The 17,765-nt window shown below is 64.1% G+C and carries 18 protein-coding genes; all 18 read right to left on the bottom strand.

What is annotated here, in order from left to right:
* Window positions 1–16: 16 nt before the first annotated feature.
* A complete protein-coding gene (locus AC07UX_RS16480; protein ID WP_495193071.1) occupies window positions 17–766 on the bottom strand; it encodes an HAD-IIB family hydrolase in 750 nt (249 codons plus the stop codon).
* Window positions 763–1,686, bottom strand: a complete 924-nt coding sequence (locus tag AC07UX_RS16475; protein WP_495193070.1) for an NAD(P)/FAD-dependent oxidoreductase — start codon at window positions 1,684–1,686, stop codon at window positions 763–765. The genes AC07UX_RS16480 and AC07UX_RS16475 overlap by 4 nt, the downstream gene beginning before the upstream one ends.
* Window positions 1,683–4,211: a heavy metal translocating P-type ATPase gene (locus AC07UX_RS16470; RefSeq protein WP_495193069.1), complete on the bottom strand. Its 2,529-nt coding sequence runs from the start codon at window positions 4,209–4,211 to the stop codon at window positions 1,683–1,685. Before AC07UX_RS16470 ends, AC07UX_RS16475 begins: the two co-directional genes overlap by 4 nt.
* Complete coding sequence (locus tag AC07UX_RS16465) at window positions 4,211–4,816, bottom strand: cation diffusion facilitator family transporter (RefSeq protein WP_495193068.1); 606 nt, start codon at window positions 4,814–4,816, stop codon at window positions 4,211–4,213. Before AC07UX_RS16465 ends, AC07UX_RS16470 begins: the two co-directional genes overlap by 1 nt.
* Complete coding sequence (locus tag AC07UX_RS16460; RefSeq protein WP_495193067.1) at window positions 4,813–5,496, bottom strand: ZIP family metal transporter; 684 nt, start codon at window positions 5,494–5,496, stop codon at window positions 4,813–4,815. Before AC07UX_RS16460 ends, AC07UX_RS16465 begins: the two co-directional genes overlap by 4 nt.
* A gap of 31 nt (window positions 5,497–5,527) precedes the next feature.
* Window positions 5,528–5,902 carry a hypothetical protein gene (locus tag AC07UX_RS16455; RefSeq protein WP_495193066.1) on the bottom strand — a complete coding sequence of 125 codons (375 nt, stop codon included), beginning with the start codon at window positions 5,900–5,902 and terminating at the stop codon, window positions 5,528–5,530.
* Window positions 5,903–6,014: 112 nt separating this feature from the next.
* On the bottom strand, window positions 6,015–6,392 hold the full coding sequence (locus AC07UX_RS16450; RefSeq protein WP_495193065.1) for a hypothetical protein: 378 nt from the start codon (window positions 6,390–6,392) through the stop codon (window positions 6,015–6,017).
* A 104-nt stretch (window positions 6,393–6,496) separates the two neighbouring features.
* Window positions 6,497–6,952 carry an MgtC/SapB family protein gene (locus AC07UX_RS16445; RefSeq protein ID WP_495193132.1) on the bottom strand — a complete coding sequence of 152 codons (456 nt, stop codon included), beginning with the start codon at window positions 6,950–6,952 and terminating at the stop codon, window positions 6,497–6,499.
* Window positions 6,952–7,392 (bottom strand): hypothetical protein, encoded by a 441-nt coding sequence (locus AC07UX_RS16440; protein WP_495193064.1) that lies wholly within the window; start codon window positions 7,390–7,392, stop codon window positions 6,952–6,954. Before AC07UX_RS16440 ends, AC07UX_RS16445 begins: the two co-directional genes overlap by 1 nt.
* A gap of 116 nt (window positions 7,393–7,508) precedes the next feature.
* The gene (locus tag AC07UX_RS16435) at window positions 7,509–7,751 is read right to left on the bottom strand and encodes a TFIIB-type zinc ribbon-containing protein (RefSeq protein ID WP_495193131.1); all 243 of its coding nucleotides are present in this window, start codon (window positions 7,749–7,751) and stop codon (window positions 7,509–7,511) included.
* Window positions 7,752–7,842: 91 nt separating this feature from the next.
* Window positions 7,843–8,343 (bottom strand): SRPBCC family protein, encoded by a 501-nt coding sequence (locus tag AC07UX_RS16430; protein WP_495193063.1) that lies wholly within the window; start codon window positions 8,341–8,343, stop codon window positions 7,843–7,845.
* A gap of 147 nt (window positions 8,344–8,490) precedes the next feature.
* Entirely contained in the window at window positions 8,491–8,838 is a 348-nt protein-coding gene (locus AC07UX_RS16425; protein WP_495193062.1) for a DUF190 domain-containing protein, read from the bottom strand.
* Window positions 8,838–12,092: an efflux RND transporter permease subunit gene (locus AC07UX_RS16420; RefSeq protein WP_495193061.1), complete on the bottom strand. Its 3,255-nt coding sequence runs from the start codon at window positions 12,090–12,092 to the stop codon at window positions 8,838–8,840. The genes AC07UX_RS16425 and AC07UX_RS16420 overlap by 1 nt, the downstream gene beginning before the upstream one ends.
* 3 nt (window positions 12,093–12,095) lie before the next feature.
* A complete protein-coding gene (locus AC07UX_RS16415; protein WP_495193060.1) occupies window positions 12,096–13,274 on the bottom strand; it encodes an efflux RND transporter periplasmic adaptor subunit in 1,179 nt (392 codons plus the stop codon).
* Window positions 13,271–14,626, bottom strand: a complete 1,356-nt coding sequence (locus AC07UX_RS16410) for a TolC family protein (RefSeq protein ID WP_495193059.1) — start codon at window positions 14,624–14,626, stop codon at window positions 13,271–13,273. The genes AC07UX_RS16415 and AC07UX_RS16410 overlap by 4 nt, the downstream gene beginning before the upstream one ends.
* Before the next feature lie 66 nt (window positions 14,627–14,692).
* Window positions 14,693–15,031 (bottom strand): hypothetical protein, encoded by a 339-nt coding sequence (locus AC07UX_RS16405; RefSeq protein WP_495193058.1) that lies wholly within the window; start codon window positions 15,029–15,031, stop codon window positions 14,693–14,695.
* 202 nt (window positions 15,032–15,233) lie between these two features.
* The gene (locus AC07UX_RS16400) at window positions 15,234–17,147 is read right to left on the bottom strand and encodes an FTR1 family protein (protein ID WP_495193057.1); all 1,914 of its coding nucleotides are present in this window, start codon (window positions 17,145–17,147) and stop codon (window positions 15,234–15,236) included.
* 179 nt (window positions 17,148–17,326) lie between these two features.
* Window positions 17,327–17,746 (bottom strand): MerR family transcriptional regulator, encoded by a 420-nt coding sequence (locus AC07UX_RS16395; RefSeq protein WP_495193056.1) that lies wholly within the window; start codon window positions 17,744–17,746, stop codon window positions 17,327–17,329.
* Window positions 17,747–17,765: the final 19 nt, after the last annotated feature.

Genomic DNA, 17,765 nt, shown 5'->3' with positions numbered 1-17,765 from the left:
CTGCTGTCGGCTGCGCTCAGCGCTTGAGGCAGGCAATGATCGCCGACACGACGGCCGCCGTCTCGGCAACATCCCGGACTTTCACGGTATCCACGCCTATTTCCGCTGCGGGAAAGTCATTGCCACCTGCGTAGATCGCGTCGCCGAGAAACAACATTCCGGCCAGCGGCACCCCGCTCTCCTTGCTCAACCGCTTCAGGCCGTAGCCCTTGTCGACCCCTTCGCGGGTGACATCGATCGACGTGGTGCCGCCCAGGTTGATCGAGAGGCCGGGCAGCGCCGCCCGTAGCGTCTTCTGTATCTCGGTCCGCTTGGCGCGATCGGGGTCCCATTCCTCTTTTGCTTCCAGTGGCGCGTCCTGCCCGAGGCCGGAAAAGGTAATCTGGCTGCCCCGATCCTCGATTCGTTCTCCCCAAATGCGCTCGTCGGCAAGCCCCGCTTCCGACAGCGCACGTTCGAAGGCTGCGCGGATGCTCGCCTTCTCCGCGTCGTCGAACAGCTCGGCATAGATCGCGCGCCACGCACCGTCGACGAACCGGTAGAGCTTCGTGCCAGTGGTCGGCATCAGCCACAGCCGCTCGCGCGCGGCGTCAACCGGCAAACGCGAGGCGACCTGCCGGTCGAATTGCGGCCAGTCCCCGCCCGAGATCACCGCGACATCGACCACGGCCAGCAGGCGGGCGAGCGTCGCCGCCATCTCGGCCGACAAGGGCCGCTTGCTCTCCGCAAGCGTCCCGTCGAGATCGAATACGATCAGCCATTTCACGACGCGGTGCCCTCCCCGTCGCGGTTACGCAGATCATTGTGGAGGGCGGTCGCGGCGATCGCCGCATGGCCCATCGCGACGCTGATCTGATCGAGCGACATGACGATATCGCCCGCCGCATAGACGCCGGCGACGCTCGCCCGCTGCTTGGTGTCGACGACGATACAGCGATCGTCGCTCAGTTCGACGCCAAGCTGGCGCGCAAGCGCGTTGTTACTGTCCGACCCGAGCGCCGGATAAACCGTGTCGAAGTGCAGTTCGCAGCCGTCGGTCAGGTGGAGCGCAACCCGATCGCCCGCAAAGTCCATCCGAGCCATCGGGCTCGGTGCGACCGCTATCCTGGCTGCCGCGAGCACCGCGCGATCGTCGGCACCAAGGTCGATCGTCTCGTGTGCGACAAGCGTGATCCGGTCCGAGAAGGTGCGCAGGAACAGCGCCTCCGCGACGCCGTGCGTGTTCGCGCCGATCACCCCGATCGCCAACCCTGTAGCCTCGTAGGCGTCGCACACCGGGCAATAGCGCAGGACCCCCCGCTGCAGGGCATCGCGGTGCGTCTCGGCATCCAGCGAAGGTCTCCGATTCTCGACGCCGGTTGCGATTAGGACGGTTCGCGCGGCGATCGTCATCGTGGACCCTCGCGCTTCGAAGGCATCGGCTTTGCCGTCGACCGTCTCGATGCGGTCCGTCAGGATCGTAGCACCAAAGCGTTTCGCCTGTTCGCGCATCCGCCGCAGCAATTCTTCCCCTGCGATCCCATCCGGAAAGCCCGCGTGATTATGGGAGAGTGGTATCCATTTCGCACGGCTGTGCCCTTCATCGACGACGATGACGCGGCGGTGATAACGGGCAAGGTAGATCGCTGCGGTCAGCCCCCCCGGTCCGCCGCCGACGATCAGGGCATCGTAGCGATCCGCCGTCATGCCGCGTGCTTGACCGGATCGCGGTAGGCGAGCAGCCGCAGCGCATTGAACACCACCAATAGCGTCGAGCCTTCGTGCATCGCCACCGCCGGGCCGATGCCCAAGCCGAGGATCGTCGCTGGCACGAGGAACGCGACGACCCCGAGGCTCACGAACACATTCTGCCGGATAATGCCGCGGGTGTGGCGGCTCAGGCCCACCGCGAACGGAAGATGGGCAAGATCGTCGGCCATCAGCGCGACATCGGCCGTCTCCAGCGCCACGTCCGAGCCCGCAGCACCCATCGCGATGCCAACTGTCGCCGACGCCATTGCCGGCGCGTCGTTGACGCCATCACCGACCATCGCGACTTTGTCTTCGCCGGCAAGCTTCTTGATCGCCGCGACCTTGTCCTCCGGCATCAGGTCGCCCCATGCCTCGTCGAGCCCGACATCCTTGGCGATGGCGTCAGCCACCTTCTGGTGGTCGCCCGAGATCATAATCATCCGGGTGATGCCCATCTCGCGCAGCCGCTTGAGCGCGATCTTGGCCGCTTCGCGCGGCGTATCCATCAGCCCGATCGCGCCGATGTCCTTATCGCCCTTGCGCACCACCATCGTGGTACGCCCATTGTCGCGCAGCGTCGCGATCGCCTCCATTGCAGCAGCGTTCAGCGTGGGGATTCCCTCCACGCCGAACATCTCGGCCTTGCCGATCCACACCATCTCACCATCGACGGTCGCGGTGACACCGCGCCCAGTCAGGCTCTTGAGATCGGTCGCGGTCGGCAGCTCCCGCCCGCCCAGGCGCTCGCGTCCATCCTTGACGATCGCCTGTGCCAGCGGATGATCGCTCAAGCCCTCAACCGCGACGGCGAGCGCCAACAGATCCTCTTCGCTCGCCCCCTCGACGGGCACGACGTCGGTGATCCGGGGCCGCCCCTCGGTCAGCGTGCCCGTCTTGTCAAACGCGATAGCCTTCAGCGAGCCGAGGTTTTCGAGCGGCGCGCCGCCCTTCACCAGCACGCCGCCGCGTGCGGCCCGCGCAACCCCGGACAGCACCGCACTAGGGGTGGCTATCGCCAGGGCGCATGGGCTGGCGGCGACCAGCACCGCCATCGCGCGATAGAAGCTGTCGCGAAACGGCTCGTCGATCACGACCCACGCGAACAGGAGTATAAACGAGAGCGCCAGCACGGCCGGCACGAAGACGCGCTCGAAGCGATCGGTGAACCGCTGCGTCGGCGACTTCTGCGTTTCCGCTTCGCTCACCATCTTCACGACCTTGGCGAGCGCGCTTTCGTTGGAACGTCGCGTCACCTCGATCTCGATCGCCGCGCCGCCATTGATCGTCCCGGCGAACACCCGCGAGGTCCCCTCGACAGAATTGGGCTTCGCACGGGCCGCTTCGACATCGGCGACAGGTTCTTTGTCGACCGGGATGCTCTCACCGGTGACGGGGGCCTGGTTGATCGCGCTCGACCCCTTGATGAGGAAGCCATCGGCGGGCAGGCGCTCGTTCGGACGCACGATCACGACGTCGCCCACCACCAGCTCCTCGACGGGAATTTCCGTCGTCTGTCCGTCGCGACGCACCGTCGCCTTGTCGGGCGCGAGTTCCGCCAATGCCTCGATCGCGCGCTTGGCCCGCCCCATCGCGTAATGCTCGAGCGCATGGCCGAGGCTGAACAGAAACAGCAACAGCGCGCCTTCCGCAAAGGCGCCGAGCGCCGCGGCACCGGCGGCCGCGACGAGCATCAGCGTATCGATCTCGAATTTCCTGAGCTTCAGGTTGTCGATCGCCTCGCGCAGCGTGAAGAAGCCGCCGAAGACATAGGCACCGACATAGAAGGCGGTCGGCAGCCAGTCGGGCGCGCCCGCAACCAGCTTTTCGACGGCGAAGCCGATCGCCAGTAGTGCGCCGCACGCGAGCGCGAAGATCAGTTCGGTATTGGGGCCGAGGAAATTGGCGTGGGCGTGATCGTGACCATCGCCCGGTCCATGCTTTTCCGCGCCTTCGGCATGGCCGCCCGGCCCATGATCGTGCCCGGCATGGTCGCCGGCGCCGTGATCGTGTCCAGCATGATCGGAGCCCGTCCGCTTGCCCGGTTTGACCTTGAGTTTGCCCAGTGCCGCGAGGATCGCCCCTTCGTCGACGCGTTCTTTATCATATTCGACGCGGACGCTGCCCGAGGCGCTGGCATCGGCCTGCAATACGCCGGGCATCTGGCATAGGGTCTCGCCGACGGTACGGGCGCGGCGTTCATGGCCGATCCCTTCGACCTGCCATGTCGCATGGCCGTATCGCCCGCTGATCTCGGCGCCTGCCGCCCGCACCATATCGCGCACGCGTGACAGCGGCAGCGCTTCGCCATCGAAATGGATGCACAGCTTTGCCGGCGTATCGCCATCGGCGGCCAAGACGTGCGCGCGCTCGACGCCGGGCTTGGCGCTCAACGTCGAGACGAGGCGCCCGACACAGGCATCGGCCGCGTCGGGAACCTCCGGAAGCAGGACGGGAATATCGAGTTCGAGCTTTTCGGTCATCACGCCGTCTCCGCGTTGGTCTTGGTTTCTGCCCGCGCATCGCGCAGGATTTCGATGCCGCCCTTGATCGCGATCAGAGCGGTAGCCAGGCCGACCAATAGATCGGGCCAATTCGTTCCCAGCCAAAGCACCAACGCTCCCGCGATCAGTATGCCGCCGTTGGAGATGAAATCGTTGAAGCTGAAAGTGGTCGCCGCGCGCAGATTAACATCGGGCTGCTTGAGCCGTTGCAGCAGACGCAAACAGATATAGTTCACGACGCCGGCGATCGCCGACATCACCATCATTGTCGGCCCGATCGGATTACTGCCCTGGAAATAGCGACGGCCGACGTCGAGCAGGATGCCGCCCGCAAAGATCAGCAGCATGACGCCCGACACGGTTGCTGCCCGGGTCTTCCATGTCCGCCCGTGGCTCAGCGCGATGAGGCTCAGCCCATAGACCGCCGTGTCGGAGAGGTTATCGACGCCATTGGCGATGAGCGCGCTGGAATCGCCAGTCAGCCCCGTGACGAAAAAGCCGGCAGCGATCGCCGCGTTGAGCAGCAGCACGATCCAGAGCGTGCGCCGCTCGGCCGAGAACTTTGCGGCCGGTGCTGCCGTCATGCCATGATTTCCTCGATCAGCAGGAGAACGAGAAAGCCGACAAAGAACATCGCGCTGATAAGCGGCGAGTCCGGCTTCTCGTGCGCTTCGACCAGCAACTCTTCGGTAACGAGATAGAGCAGCGCCATCAGGCCGAAGCTCAGAAAGCCGGTGATCCAAATCGGCGGCAGCAACGCCACCGGCTGCGCGATCAGCGCGCCGATCGGCACCACCGCCGCCAGCGCGCAGGTCAGGCCGATCGCCTTGACCTTGCGATATCGGCCGGCCAGATCGTTGGTGAGGGTCAGGGCCAGGAACAACACTTCGAGGGTCAGTGCGACGGCCAGCAGCGTGCCCGCCTTCTCGCCGGCGATGAACGCGAGGCCGAGGACCAGGCCATCTATCGCCAGATCGAGCCCTATCGCGGCAAGCAGCGCAACCGGACCCTCAAACCGGCTTTCCGCCGCTTTGAGACCGAGCATCACGGCGACGCCCAGCGCGCCGCCGATCAGCGTCGCGGTCGGAGAACCGCCGTGCATGACCAGCGGCAGGATCTCCGTCGCAGCGGCGGCGAACACCACGCCGGCCGCGAGATGCTGCATCGCCGAGACCAGCTTATCGCCGGGCGTGCGCCACCCGGCGATAAGCGCGCCGATCACGATCGCGAACATAGGGATCAGGGCGAATTTGAGCGCTGCCACCGTCAGCGTCCTCCTGTGCTGGATCGATTGGTCACAGGCTTGTTGCCTTACTGCATAGGACCGGAGGCTTGTCCCCTTCATCGATTTTGATTTCGTTGCCCGTGAAGGTCGCGCTCATCGTGTCGCCGACATATTGCAGCCCAGGCGCGGGAGCGGTCAGTACCACCGGCGGCGCGCCCGTTTCGCGCCGTAACTCAAGGGTCAGCCCCTCATCCTTGAAGTCGATGAGGAGCGGGCGATTATCGTCGCACCGATAAGGGTGACGTCCGGGGGTTCCACCAGCATCCCCGCTATCGCCAGCGTGAATTTGCTGTTCCGTTGGAGGAGCCTTGCGAGGCTGCTCAGAACAGCCCGACGACACCAGTAACGCCCCCATGCCAATGATCCCGATCCGGAACGGTGTCATTTGCGCCTCCGGGGGTTCGTGCCGTCGCGACAAGCGGTCAGTGCGAGCGCTATCGGCCTAAAGCCGGTGGCGGACATGAACTCGGTCATCAGGACCCTCGTTAATCTGACAATCATCCAAGCCATTGGGCAACTCCGATCACGATGGTGATCATGACTATGGAGCCAATCAGGAGCAGCTTTTCTTGGCGGGTATCCGCGACGTTGCGAATTCGGGCCGCGACTTGCCAAGCAGGGCGCAACCGGACGCGCCAAGACCCAGATGCGATCCGGTCAAGCTCCGTGTCCGAAAGATGGAAAAACGATTTCACGTCACCCCGAGATCGCCCCCCGAGACCTGTCACGCGAAAAACCGGGTCGGCCCAAGCCAGGTCGATGGCACTTGGGGTCTCTGCCATCGGCGAGATGTCGTCGCCCGCTGCCCATGACGGACGCAAAAGCGTGATAAGCTGATGAGGGTGGCGTTCGAACAGAGAAGCCCAGCGGGCCAAGCGTGAACGACGATCGTCGCTCGAAAGTGCAGACACGGGCGCGGATCGCCCTCTACCCTTCGGCAATCGCCATTTCGCGCGCGTGTCTGATGGATGATTGTGCCTCATTGCCGGTCAACCTGCTCGACCCGATCTTTGGAAGCACGCTTCAGCGGACGAGAGCAGTGCAATGTCAGGAAGGTCGTCAGGCTGAGAACCGCCGCGATGTCATAGAGACCATAGCCGACTGCGGCCCCCAACGCTCCGGTCGCCCAGAGGCTTGCAGCGGTAGCGGTCCCGGAAGCCTTCCCGCCATGCTTCAATATGGCGCCGCCGCCGATGAAGCCGACGCCTGTGATCAATCCTTCGAGCAGACGTGCTTGGGCAGGAGAGGTGCGTCCGAGAATGGCAATGCCGACAAGCACGAACCCGCAACTGGCAATGGCGACTAGCGGAAAGGTCCGGATGCCAGCACTGCGTTCGTCCTTCTCCCTGTCCCAGCCAACCGGAAGGGCTAGCGCATACGCGAGCGCAAGGCTGAAGATATGAGAAAGGGTTTCCCACAATGACGGCGGCATCATCATGCGACCGACCCTGCGGTTTGTCCGATTGCCACCTTTTGAGCTGACTCTCGATAGGCGAGCACCCTCTTGCAGGCCATGGCGCGCGCGCCGGGGCGCATTAGCGTAATCCGGTCGCCGCCTGAGATCGACACGTTGAGATTTGGACCCACATAGGTCTGCCCGCTTGCCGGCGAAGTCACTCGCACCGGGGTGGCGTTCGGTCTTGTCTTTATGTCGAGGGTCAAGCCATCGCCGAGGAAGTCGACATCGATGCGTGAACCATCAGGACAGGCGTAAAAATGCTCACCGATGAAGTCGGGCATCTTGCGATCACGGGATGCTTCGGCCGCGCGTTCGGCGGTCGATGGGGAGCAGCCGAGCAGGCTCGGCACCAGGGCAAGCCCGGTTGCGAAGATAATCCATCTCGCCCGGCCGCCCTTGGGCCGCCAAGCCGCCATCTCCCCGTCTTTCCATGATCTGTCGCCATGGGCGTTCAGGGGTGCACGCCCATGGCGCGGGCCGTTCTCACACGGACACCCGAAGGACTCGTTGTGCGGCGGCCGATCCACAGCAGTCAGTCGAATAATTCGCTTAGGAAGCCCTTGCGGCGACCCTTATGCCCCCGCTCGTAGCCGTGCTTCCCGCCATGATCGCCATGGCCGCGACCGTCCGATATTCCGAGACGACCGCCGCTCAACGGCCGCCCGCTGTCGTCCCCGGCGCTGCGCTCGATGATCTTGTCGAGCTCGCCGCGATCGAGCCAGACCCCACGACATTGCGGGCAATAATCGATCTCGATGCCCTGCCGCTCGCTCATGACGAGATCGACGCGGCACGTCGGGCATAGCAACCCTGGGGACGGGCGGTTATCTACCATGATTGATGCCTTTCTTCGGAATGTTGGCCCGTCAGTCGTTCGCAGCGCCGCGAGGAGGCGGTGGCTTGACGGGGCGCCGACTGTGCCGGGTGGACCGCCCTGGCAGTCGCGATTGCCGGCGCAGGAGGGCGAGAAAGGCCAAATCCTGTTGCCGCATGTTGCGGCGCAGCCCTTTGCGCATCAAGGGACCGATCAGGACGCCGACCATCCCTCGGCAGTCGATCGAATGATGGATTCGGACGCCGTTGGCGATGGGCTCGATCTCGTAGCGCTCGTCGAGCGTCAGGAAGCCCCGCACACCCATTTGCCATCCGATCAGCTGAGGTTTGACCAGCCTGTTGACGGTCATCTGCGTCGTCATCTTGCGATCGCCGCCGAACAGAAGGAAGGTCACGTCCATTTCGGCAGCCGGCTCCGCTACGCCGGCGATGCGATACATTGGATGCCAGCGTGCAAAGCCCTTGAGATCGGAAAGCAGGGACCAAACCCGCAGCGCGGACATATTGAACTCGAAACTTGTCTCTTCCTTCATGGCTGCCTGTCCTGTCCGGCCAAGGCGCGGCGAAACCGGAGGCCGCGCAGAGGCGGCCGCCTCCCCGATTGGGCGGGGGATTGATGGGAGCTGGCGGCGCGGCCGGGGCTTGCAAGGTGCAAGCCCCACCGCTTGCCGGGCCGATTCTCATTGGCTCGGGCTTTCCAGTGCCTGACTCGCCTTGCCTCCGATGACCTCTATGGCTTCGAGCGTGATGAGACCGATGTCAGGCACATCATCCAGACCGGCAACAAACGCACGCAACGCATCTTCGAAATCAACGATCTCGATCACCACAGCTCGGTCGCTTTCGAGCACATGCCGGCGGTGAACGTGTGACGACGCCCCGAAGCCTATCAGCGCCTCCAGCACCGTAAGACCTGCCATCTTTCGATCGCGCGCCATCGAGGCGACATATTCGAATACCTTGCGATCGCCGATATATGCCGATTCATCGGTATAAATTCGCAGCAGTTTCCGGACCGATTGTCCCATCAGGCTTCTCCTTTCGAGGGGGCGAGTTCCGCGCCATGCGGCGTGCTGGCCTCTTGCTCTTTTTTATTATCGGTCCGCCCAAGGATCACTTTCGCGAGCGCCGGCAGCACGAGGAGGGTAAGGATCGTGGCCGCAACGAGACCGCCGATCACGGTGACGGCGAGCGGCTTCTGCACCTCGGCGCCGGTGCCGTGAGCGAGCGCCATCGGCACGAAGCCGATTGCGGGCACGAACCCGGTCATGATGACCGCACGCATCTTCTCAGCCATGCCGTGTCGGATTGCCTCTACCACCGGCAGTCCGGCTTCGCTTCGCTCACGGATCGCGGACATCACCACGAGCCCGTTGAGGACCGCCACGCCGGCCAGGCAGATGAACCCGACCGCCGCCGATACCGAGAAATTGATGCCCGTCAGCAGCAAGGTAAATACGCCGCCCGCCAACCCCAGCGGTACCGCCAGAAACACAGATGCTGCCCTGCCGAACCCGCCGAGCGCCATGTACAGCAAGCCGAAGATTACCAGGAAGCACAGCGGCACCACGATCGACAGCCGCTTGGACGCCGCGGCAAGGTTCTCGAACTGACCGCCCCACTCGAGGTAGTAACCGGCAGGCAGTTTGACCTGGGCGATCTTCGCCTGCGCCTCCTCGACGAACGAGCCGGCGTCGCGTCCGCCGAGGTTCACCTGGACGACCACACGGCGCTTGCCGTTCTCGCGACTGATCTGGTTCAACCCTTCCGTTAGCCGGATTTGAGCGACCTGCGCGAGCGGCACCTGGGCACGCGGCCGTCCCGCGACTTCGGGCAGCAGCACCGGCAGCGACCGAATGTCGTCGAGGTTTGTACGCGTCGCCTCCGGTACGCGCACCGTGACATCGAACCGTCGATCGCCCTCATACACGAGCCCCGACTCACGGCCGCCAAGCCCTGCCGCCACCGTATCCGCAACGTCGCGGACCGTTAGACCAAGACGTGCGATCGCTGCGCGATCGAGCTTCACGTCAAGCGCCGGCGCGCCGCCCACCTGGTCGGCCTTGACGCTCGCCGCGCCCGGGATGGTCTGGAGCACTCGGACCATCTCGTTCGCGGCCAATGACATTTTGTCGAGATCGTCGCCATACAGCTTGATCGCCACATCGCCACGAACGCCCGCGATCAGTTCGTTGAACCGGAGCTGGATAGGCTGACTGACTTCGTAAAGATTGCCAAGCAGCCCGCCGGTCGCCTTCTGGATCTTGGCGATCACGTCGGCTTTGGTCGTGCCTTCGGCCCACTCCTCCTTCTCTTTCAAGATGATGAAGCCGTCCGAGACGTTCGGCGGCATCGGGTCGCTGGCAACTTCCGCCGTACCTGTCTTGGAAAACATCAAGGCGACTTCAGGGACCTTGGTGACCGCCTCCTCGACCTTTCGTTCCATCAGCAGGGATTGATCAAGGCTGACCGAGGGTACGCGCGTCGATGCGAAGGCGAGATTCTTCTCGTCAAGCTGCGGAATGAATTCCGATCCGAGCAGTCCGAACGCCGGGATCGCCGCCAGAAAGAAGGCCAGCCCGCCGAGGATGAACGGCCACGGCTTTGCGATCGCCTTGTCGAGCAGCGGCAGATAGCGTTCCTTGGACTTGCGGATCAGCCACACGTCCTTCTCGGCGACCTTGCCGCGAATCAGGATCGCGACCAGTGCGGGCACCAGCGTGATCGCCAATACGAATGCTGCAACCAGCGCGAGCATGATGGTGATCGCCATCGGCGAAAACGTCTTGCCCTCGGTTCCCGTGAAGGTGAGGAGCGGAGCAAAGGCGAGCAGGATGATCGCCTGGCCAAATACGGTCGGCTTGATCATCTCCTGCGCGGCCCGCATCGTCTCCTCCAGTCGTTCCCGGAGCGAAAGAAGTCGGCCTTCATGTTCCTGTCGGTGCGCGAGTCTGGCGAGGCAGTTTTCAATGATGATGACCGCGCCATCGACGATCAGACCGAAGTCGAGCGCGCCCAGGCTCATCAAATTGCCGGGCACGTTGAAGGCATTCATGCCCATTGCCATCATCAGGAACGAAAACGGTATGACCAGCGTCGCGATCACCGCTGCTCGCCAGTTGCCGAGCAGCAGGAACAGCGACGCCGCGACGAGGATTGCACCTTCGGTCAGGTTGCGCTGGACCGTCGCCACCGTGGCGCCGACCAGCTCTGCGCGGTTCAGCACCACCTTCACCTGGACGCCGGGTGGCAGCGTCTTTGCAACCTGATCGAGCTTCGCTGTAGCCTGTTCAGCTACGACCCGGCTGTTCTGGCCGATCAACATCAGCACCGTGCCGATGACCGCCTCCTGGCCGTTCATGCTGCCGGCGCCGGTGCGCAAATCACCGCCAACGCGAACATTCGCGATCTGGCCGATGGTGATCGGCGTGCCGCCCCGCGTCGCAGCGACGGCATTGCGGATTTCATCGACGGTCCGCACTCGGGAATCGACGCGAACCAGATAGGCTTCGCCGCCCTTGTTGTAGTAATTCGCGCCAACGGCGAGGTTCGCGTTTTCAAGGGCTTGGCCCAGTTCGCTATACGATATGCCGAAACTGGCAAGTTTCGTCGGATCCGGTTCGACCACGAAGGTCTTGGCATAGCCCCCAATCGAATCGACCCCGGCAATGCCTTTTACCGACCGAAGCTGGGGGCCAATGATCCAATCCTGGACGGTGCGCAGATAGCTTGCCTTGGCAACCGGATCGGTCAGCCGCTCGCCTTCGGGCGTCAGATAGCTACCATCTGGCTGCCAGCCGGGTTGGCCCGCGACCTTCTTCGCGCCCTTGCCGTCGGGGTTAGCATAGCCGACCGTATACATGACGATCTCGCCAAGACCGGTCGAGACCGGCCCGACCTGCGGCTGCACGCCTTGCGGCAGGTTCTGAGTGGCTTGGCGGAGGCGCTCGCCGACCTGCTGGCGTGCAAAGTAGAGGTCGGTGCTGTCGGTGAAGATCGCACTGACCTGGCTGAAGCCGTTACGCGAGATCGAACGCGTGGTTTCGAGACCGGGGATGCCGGCGAGCGCAATCTCGACGGGGTAGGTGACAAGCTTCTCGATTTCGACCGGCGAAAGACGCGGGTCGACCGTATTGATCTGGACCTGTTTGGTGGTGATGTCGGGAACAGCGTCGATTGGCAGCTTGGTAAGCTGCCAGATGCCGAGACCGCCGATAACGAGGAAAAGCGCGAGGACCGTCCAGCGCATGCGGACAGAGAGCGCCATGAGGTTGGCTATCATGGTCTATTCTTCCTCGCCCGCGCCCTTGCCGAGTTCGGCCTTGAGCAGGAATGCGTTCTTGGTTGCGACTTGACTGCCCGCTGGCAGCCCCCTGACGATTTCGACGCGGCCGTTGCTGCGCTGGCCTAGGGTGACCGTCTGCGCGCGAAAGCCCTTGAGAGTACGGACGAACACGACGTCGCGCCCTTCCAGCGATTGCACCGCGTCCTCCGCCACCACGATCGCATTGGAGGTGTCACCACGGCTCGGCAACAATCGCACCCTTACGGCGAGGCCCGGTTGCAGCGTACCCGTCACATCGAGGACCGCTGTCGCCGAGCGCGTGTCGTTGGCGAGGCCCGGAGTGACAGCACGCACCCGCGCCTCCACTGTGCGCCCGTCGGGCAATTCGATGATCGCCCGATCGCCCGGCGCAAGCCGCTGCGCATCGCTCGGACCGACCGCCGCCTCAACCTGGATCTTGGACGCATCTGCGACACGCATCAGCTCGGTCTCGGGCTGGACGAAAGCGCCCAGGCTGACATTCTCTGAGGTGACGCGGCCCGAAATCGGACTCGATACCGCAACGCCTCGGCCATCTGCCGTTACTCTGGCGGCACCTGCCGCCACGCTTGCCCGGCGTGATTCCGCTGCTGCCGACGCAGCTCCCGCTTCCGCCTGCTCCAGGTCCACCCGCGCCGACACCTTCTGGCGATACAGATATTGCTCACGCGCAAGTGCCTTCTGTGCGAGCGCGTACTTTGCGGCAGCGACCGTGCGATCGGCCGCGAACTGAGCGGCGTCCCGGCTCTCGACGATAGCCAGTGTCTCGCCAGCACGTACGGGATCACCGAGACGCTTTAATAGCCGGGTCACGGCGCCGCCGGCACGCGCGGTCACGATCGCCTCGCCTTGCGGCGACGCGCCTACGGTTGCTTGCGCGACGATCTCCGCGCCAAGGCCGCCAGGTCGGATGGTCTCGGTCGCAATACCCGCTTGTTCGATCGCCTGCGCGGCCATCGTCACGGTATCGGGAGCCTTCTTTTCAGGTGCAGCAGCAGTGGCATTGTTGCTTGCGGCCGCTTCGGTCGACTTGTCGGCGCCGCAACTCGAAAGAGCGAAACTGCCCAGCCCAGCCATAAGGGCAATTGCAGCAACGCCCGCCAACGGGCGCCGCTTCTGATTATCGTCCTGATCGATCATCGATTGTCTCCGGAAATCATGGGGGCCGGCGTCGTGAGCCGGTCGAGCCGCGCCTGCGCGTCGTGATACGCAGCGAGCGCATCGACGTAGGTCTGGCGGGTTTGTGAAAGGGTGCGCTCGGCATCGAGAAGTGCGATCTGGTCGAACTTGCCCTGGCTCCAACCGATCCGCGCGATGCGGGCAGCTTCCTGTGCCGCGGCAAGGCCGGGACCACCCGCCGCCCGCGCGGTCGCAGCGGCATTCGCCACCTCGGTCTGCGCACTGGCGATCTGTTGGCGCGTGTCGACCACCGCGAGATTGCGCAGCGCGATCGCCTGCGTTTGTTCCGAGCGCGATTGGGCTACGAAGGCGCTACCATTGTTAAAGAATGGTATCGGGATCGAGATGCCGACCATAGCAGCGGTGTCGTTGGTTGATGCGAACCGGCGAGCGAAGGTGCTGACGGTCAGGTCAGGGACGCGCAACGACCTAGCGACGCCCACCTGCGCATCAGCAGTCCGAACATCCGCTTCCGCAGCAGCCAGCGCCAGCGTCCCTTCAACGTCGATGGGCCGAGGCGGTCCGTAGCCATCGATCTGCTCGAACCAGGCGCGATCGAGCGGCCCCGTCACTGGAGCGGCAAGCAATGTCTCAAGATTGGCACGCGCGGCTTGAGCCTGTCGCGCCGCACTGTCGGCCGCGACCTGTGCATTGATGCGCAGCACGTCTGCGCGTTGTTGTTCGATCGGCCCGACGTCGCCGGCTTTGACGCGCTCGCTTGAGACGCGGAACGCGTTGTTGGCGATTCCGGCCTGCTCGCTCAGCACCTCGGCGCGGCGCTCGGCAGCGGCGGCTTCGATATAGAGCTGCGTAATCCGCAAGCGGAGATCCGCTCTCGCGATTTCAGCCTGGACTTGCGCACGGGTGAGCCGTGCGGTCGCCAGCGCGACACGTGCCGGCCGCTTGCCACCCAGCTCTATCGGGAGGGCCACCCCAACCGTCGTCTCGGAGCTTCGCAGACCCTTGTAAACGCCGGTTCCGGCGATGTTCTCCACCTGCGCCTGAACCTCGGGGTTAGGGCGGAGGCCAGCAACCCGCCGTGCCGCAGTCGCGGCACCCACGCCGGCGTTGGCCGCCGCGACCGACGGAAGGGGACCTGGACCGTTACCTCCCGGGCCGGATCCTGCGCCGTTACCGGCGGCGGACGAAGCTGATGGCATACCGCCTGCAGCAAGAGCGTTCTCGAGGGAAAACGCATCCGATGTTTGTGACGAAGTGGTCGCCGCCGGAATGCCGGGCGGCGGTACTGTCTGCGCCCCGGCCGTACTGGCTAGAGTCGCCGCGACCATGACGGCCGCGATTGTGCGATACATAGATGATAACTCCTGGACATACCGATTTTGCCCCGCGCGCAATAGGCCAGCGGGGTCAGCGGATCGTCAGGCTTGCGGCGGCCTCAGCGCAGGGTCAGCCGTAGAAAGCGGCCGCATGGAATGGCTCGCGAAGATAGGTGCGAGCCGAAGATCACGCGTGAGTGCGGTATTGGCAACCTTGGCCGGCGCGGCGACGTGATCGCCGTGGCAACCGCCGTGATGGTGAGGATACCCTTTGTCGCCATCGGAAGGCACTTGGTCGGCGTCCCCTGGCGCATGGCCCACGGCAACTTCACCCACGCTCGTTTCATGCGATGAAACGCTTACATCCGGCCGTTCCAGCACATGCGCCGTCGCTGTCGTCCCCAAGGAGAGAACGATCATCAAGTAAGCAAGGATGTTCAACAGTCGTCGCACGAATCAACCCCTAACAGGAAAGCTGGCAACGGGATAGTGCCGCACGCCGCATAAACACGTGCCGGCGGAGTCTCCGACTGACAGCTACTACAGACCATGACCATGTACTCGCGCAAACACCAGGAGACCCCTATGCACCCTCTAGCGACTAGAGGGTCAAGGCGAATGTTCCGCGTCGCTGACAACCGCATCAGCCGCCTGCCACGGCGGCTCGGCGCCGGTTGAGGATGAACCCGCCCGCCACCGCGACGAGCATCAACAACTGGGCGCCCATCGACTGCACGGTCGGGAAGATGCCGAGCATCGAAACACGAATTCCGCCGCCAAGCGGGGCAATGTCGATGATGCCGGCTTCCTGCAGCGCGGCCACGCCCTTGCCGGCGAGTACGATGGTGAGGAGCGCCATCAGCCACGCGCTGTAGGCGAAGAACTTCGCGATCGGCAGGTCGCGGCTGTAGCGCAGCATCGCCCAGGCAATGAGGCCGAGCAGCAGGACCGCCGAGCCGGCGCCAGCCAGCATCATGCCTCCATTACCCTGGGTCCAGAGCGCCGCATAGAACAGGATCGTCTCGAACACCTCGCGATAGACGACGACGAAAGCGAGACCGAACAGGAACCAGGCCGATTGCCGTGACAGTGCGCGCGACATCTTCTCGCGGATGTAGCGCTTCCATTGATCCGCCTGCGCCTTGCCATGCATCCAGATCCCGACGGAGAGCAGGACGACGGCCGCGAACAGCGATCCGAACCCTTCGGTGAGCTCCCGGCTCGCGCCGCTGATCCCGATCGCGTAGGTCGCAACCGCCCAGGTCAGGCCGCCCGCCGCCAGCGCGCCGATCCAGCCGCCATGGACATAAGGCAGCACCTCGGGTCGCTCGGCCTTGCGCAGGAAGGCGATCATCGCAACGACGATCAGCAGCGCTTCAAGGCCCTCGCGCAGCAGGATGGTGAGAGCGCCGACGAAGGTCGATGCACTGCTCGCCGCGTCCGGAGACAGCGCAGCTTCCGCGTCATCGAACAGACCACCGAGCACCTGGACGCGGGTCGCAACCTCGTCGGCCGGGCGGCCTTGCTGGAGCGATGCGCGGAATTCGCCCATGGCGCTCTCGATATGCCCCATAAGCGTTGCGTCACGCGCGGTCAGCATGGGTTCGAGCGGCTCGAACCCGTCGAGATAGGCCGACAGCGCGAGTTCCTGCGCTGCATGGCGATTGCCCGCGCGATAGGCCGCGAGGCTCTGCGCCAGCTTGCCCCGCGCCACGTCGAGCGAGCCCGGTGCCTGCTGAACCACGGCTTCAGGGTGGCGGCGCAGATAGGCGATGATCGCATCGGCCTGCTCGGGCCCCATACTCTTGGCCAGCGTTTCCGGGGTCAGCCCGGCCAGGGCCGTCAGATCGGGAATCCGTTGGCGAACGCTGGGATCGGCTTTCCATAGCCGTTCGCCTACCTTAGCGGCCGCATCGGAAAAGGCGAAATGCCCTGCATAGAAAGCAAGCGCCCAGCGGTCGTCTGTGGGCAGCGACGAAAAGCTCTGCATCGCGGTGCCATCGATACCCTGGTCGATCACCTGATAGAGCGCGAAGGGGCTGCGTTGGCGAGCGCGGGTGACATCGGTGAACGCGATAGGCGGGGTGGCGAGCTTGGCGGCGTTCGGGCCGTGACCATCGCCGGCCGCACCGTGGCAACTCGCGCAATTCTGGGCGAAGAGCGTCGCGCCACGCGCGAAATCGGGTGCCTTGGCCGGAGCAAGCGGGACCGGATAGGCTTTAAGCAGATCGGCGGCGAGACCATGGGCAAGATCGGCAACCTGGCTCGGCGAGCCCTTGGCGGCAACGACCGCCTGAAGCCGTGTCGCACCCTCGATGAGCCTCGCGCGTTCAGGCGTTGGCGGCAACGCCGCGAGGCGCGCGGAGACCGACGCCGCGAACTCGGTCATTTCGGCATATTCGGAGGCACTCTTGATCCTGCCACCGGAGACCGCGCCACGATAGTCGACCGACATATAGTCCAGAAGCCGCCATGCGGTCTGGACATCGGCCGTTTCCGCATGGGCCATAGCGCTGGCACCCAGTGTAGAGGCCACGGCAGCAAGCACCGCCATCATGCGTAGCACCCATCGGCGGACTGAAGACGCTTGCACGCGAATCGGCAAAAGGCGGAGGCGGGTCGGGGACGTAAACATCCGCCTCCTTTAGACCCTCTAGCAGCTAGAGGGTCAAGCAGTTTTGCGACTCGTTTGCATTAACTCGTGCGTGCGGAGGGCATTATCGGACACCATCTCCCCTAACTGAATGCGGTGGAATCCGGCGCTAACGTCTCGATGATGCGGCACTCGGAAATTGTGCCCTGCCCGCACTGGACGATAACGCTGCTCAGTTCGGATCTGAGGGTATTCAGATCCCGAAGCTTTCGGTCGATCTCGGCGAGATGTTGGCGGGCGATCGTGTCGACTGCCTTGCACGAAATGTCTTTCTGGTCGGCGAGCTTGAGAAGCTCCTGGACCTGGTCGATCGAGAAACCCAGCGCGCGTGCCCGGCGGATGAAGCTGAGCCTTGCGAGATGCTGCGCGGAGTAGGCCCGATAATTGCCCTTCGTCCGCCCCGGCGGGGCAAGCAAGCCCACGCTCTCATAGTAGCGAATTGTCTCGACCTTCGTCCCTGTCGCTTTCGCGAGCTTTCCAATGCTGAGTAGCTCGACGGACATATCAGTTGACCCTCTAGTG

The organism is Sphingobium sp. GW821-FHT02B05, assembly GCF_059421905.1.
This window is presented reverse-complemented; position numbering and strand designations above follow the sequence as displayed.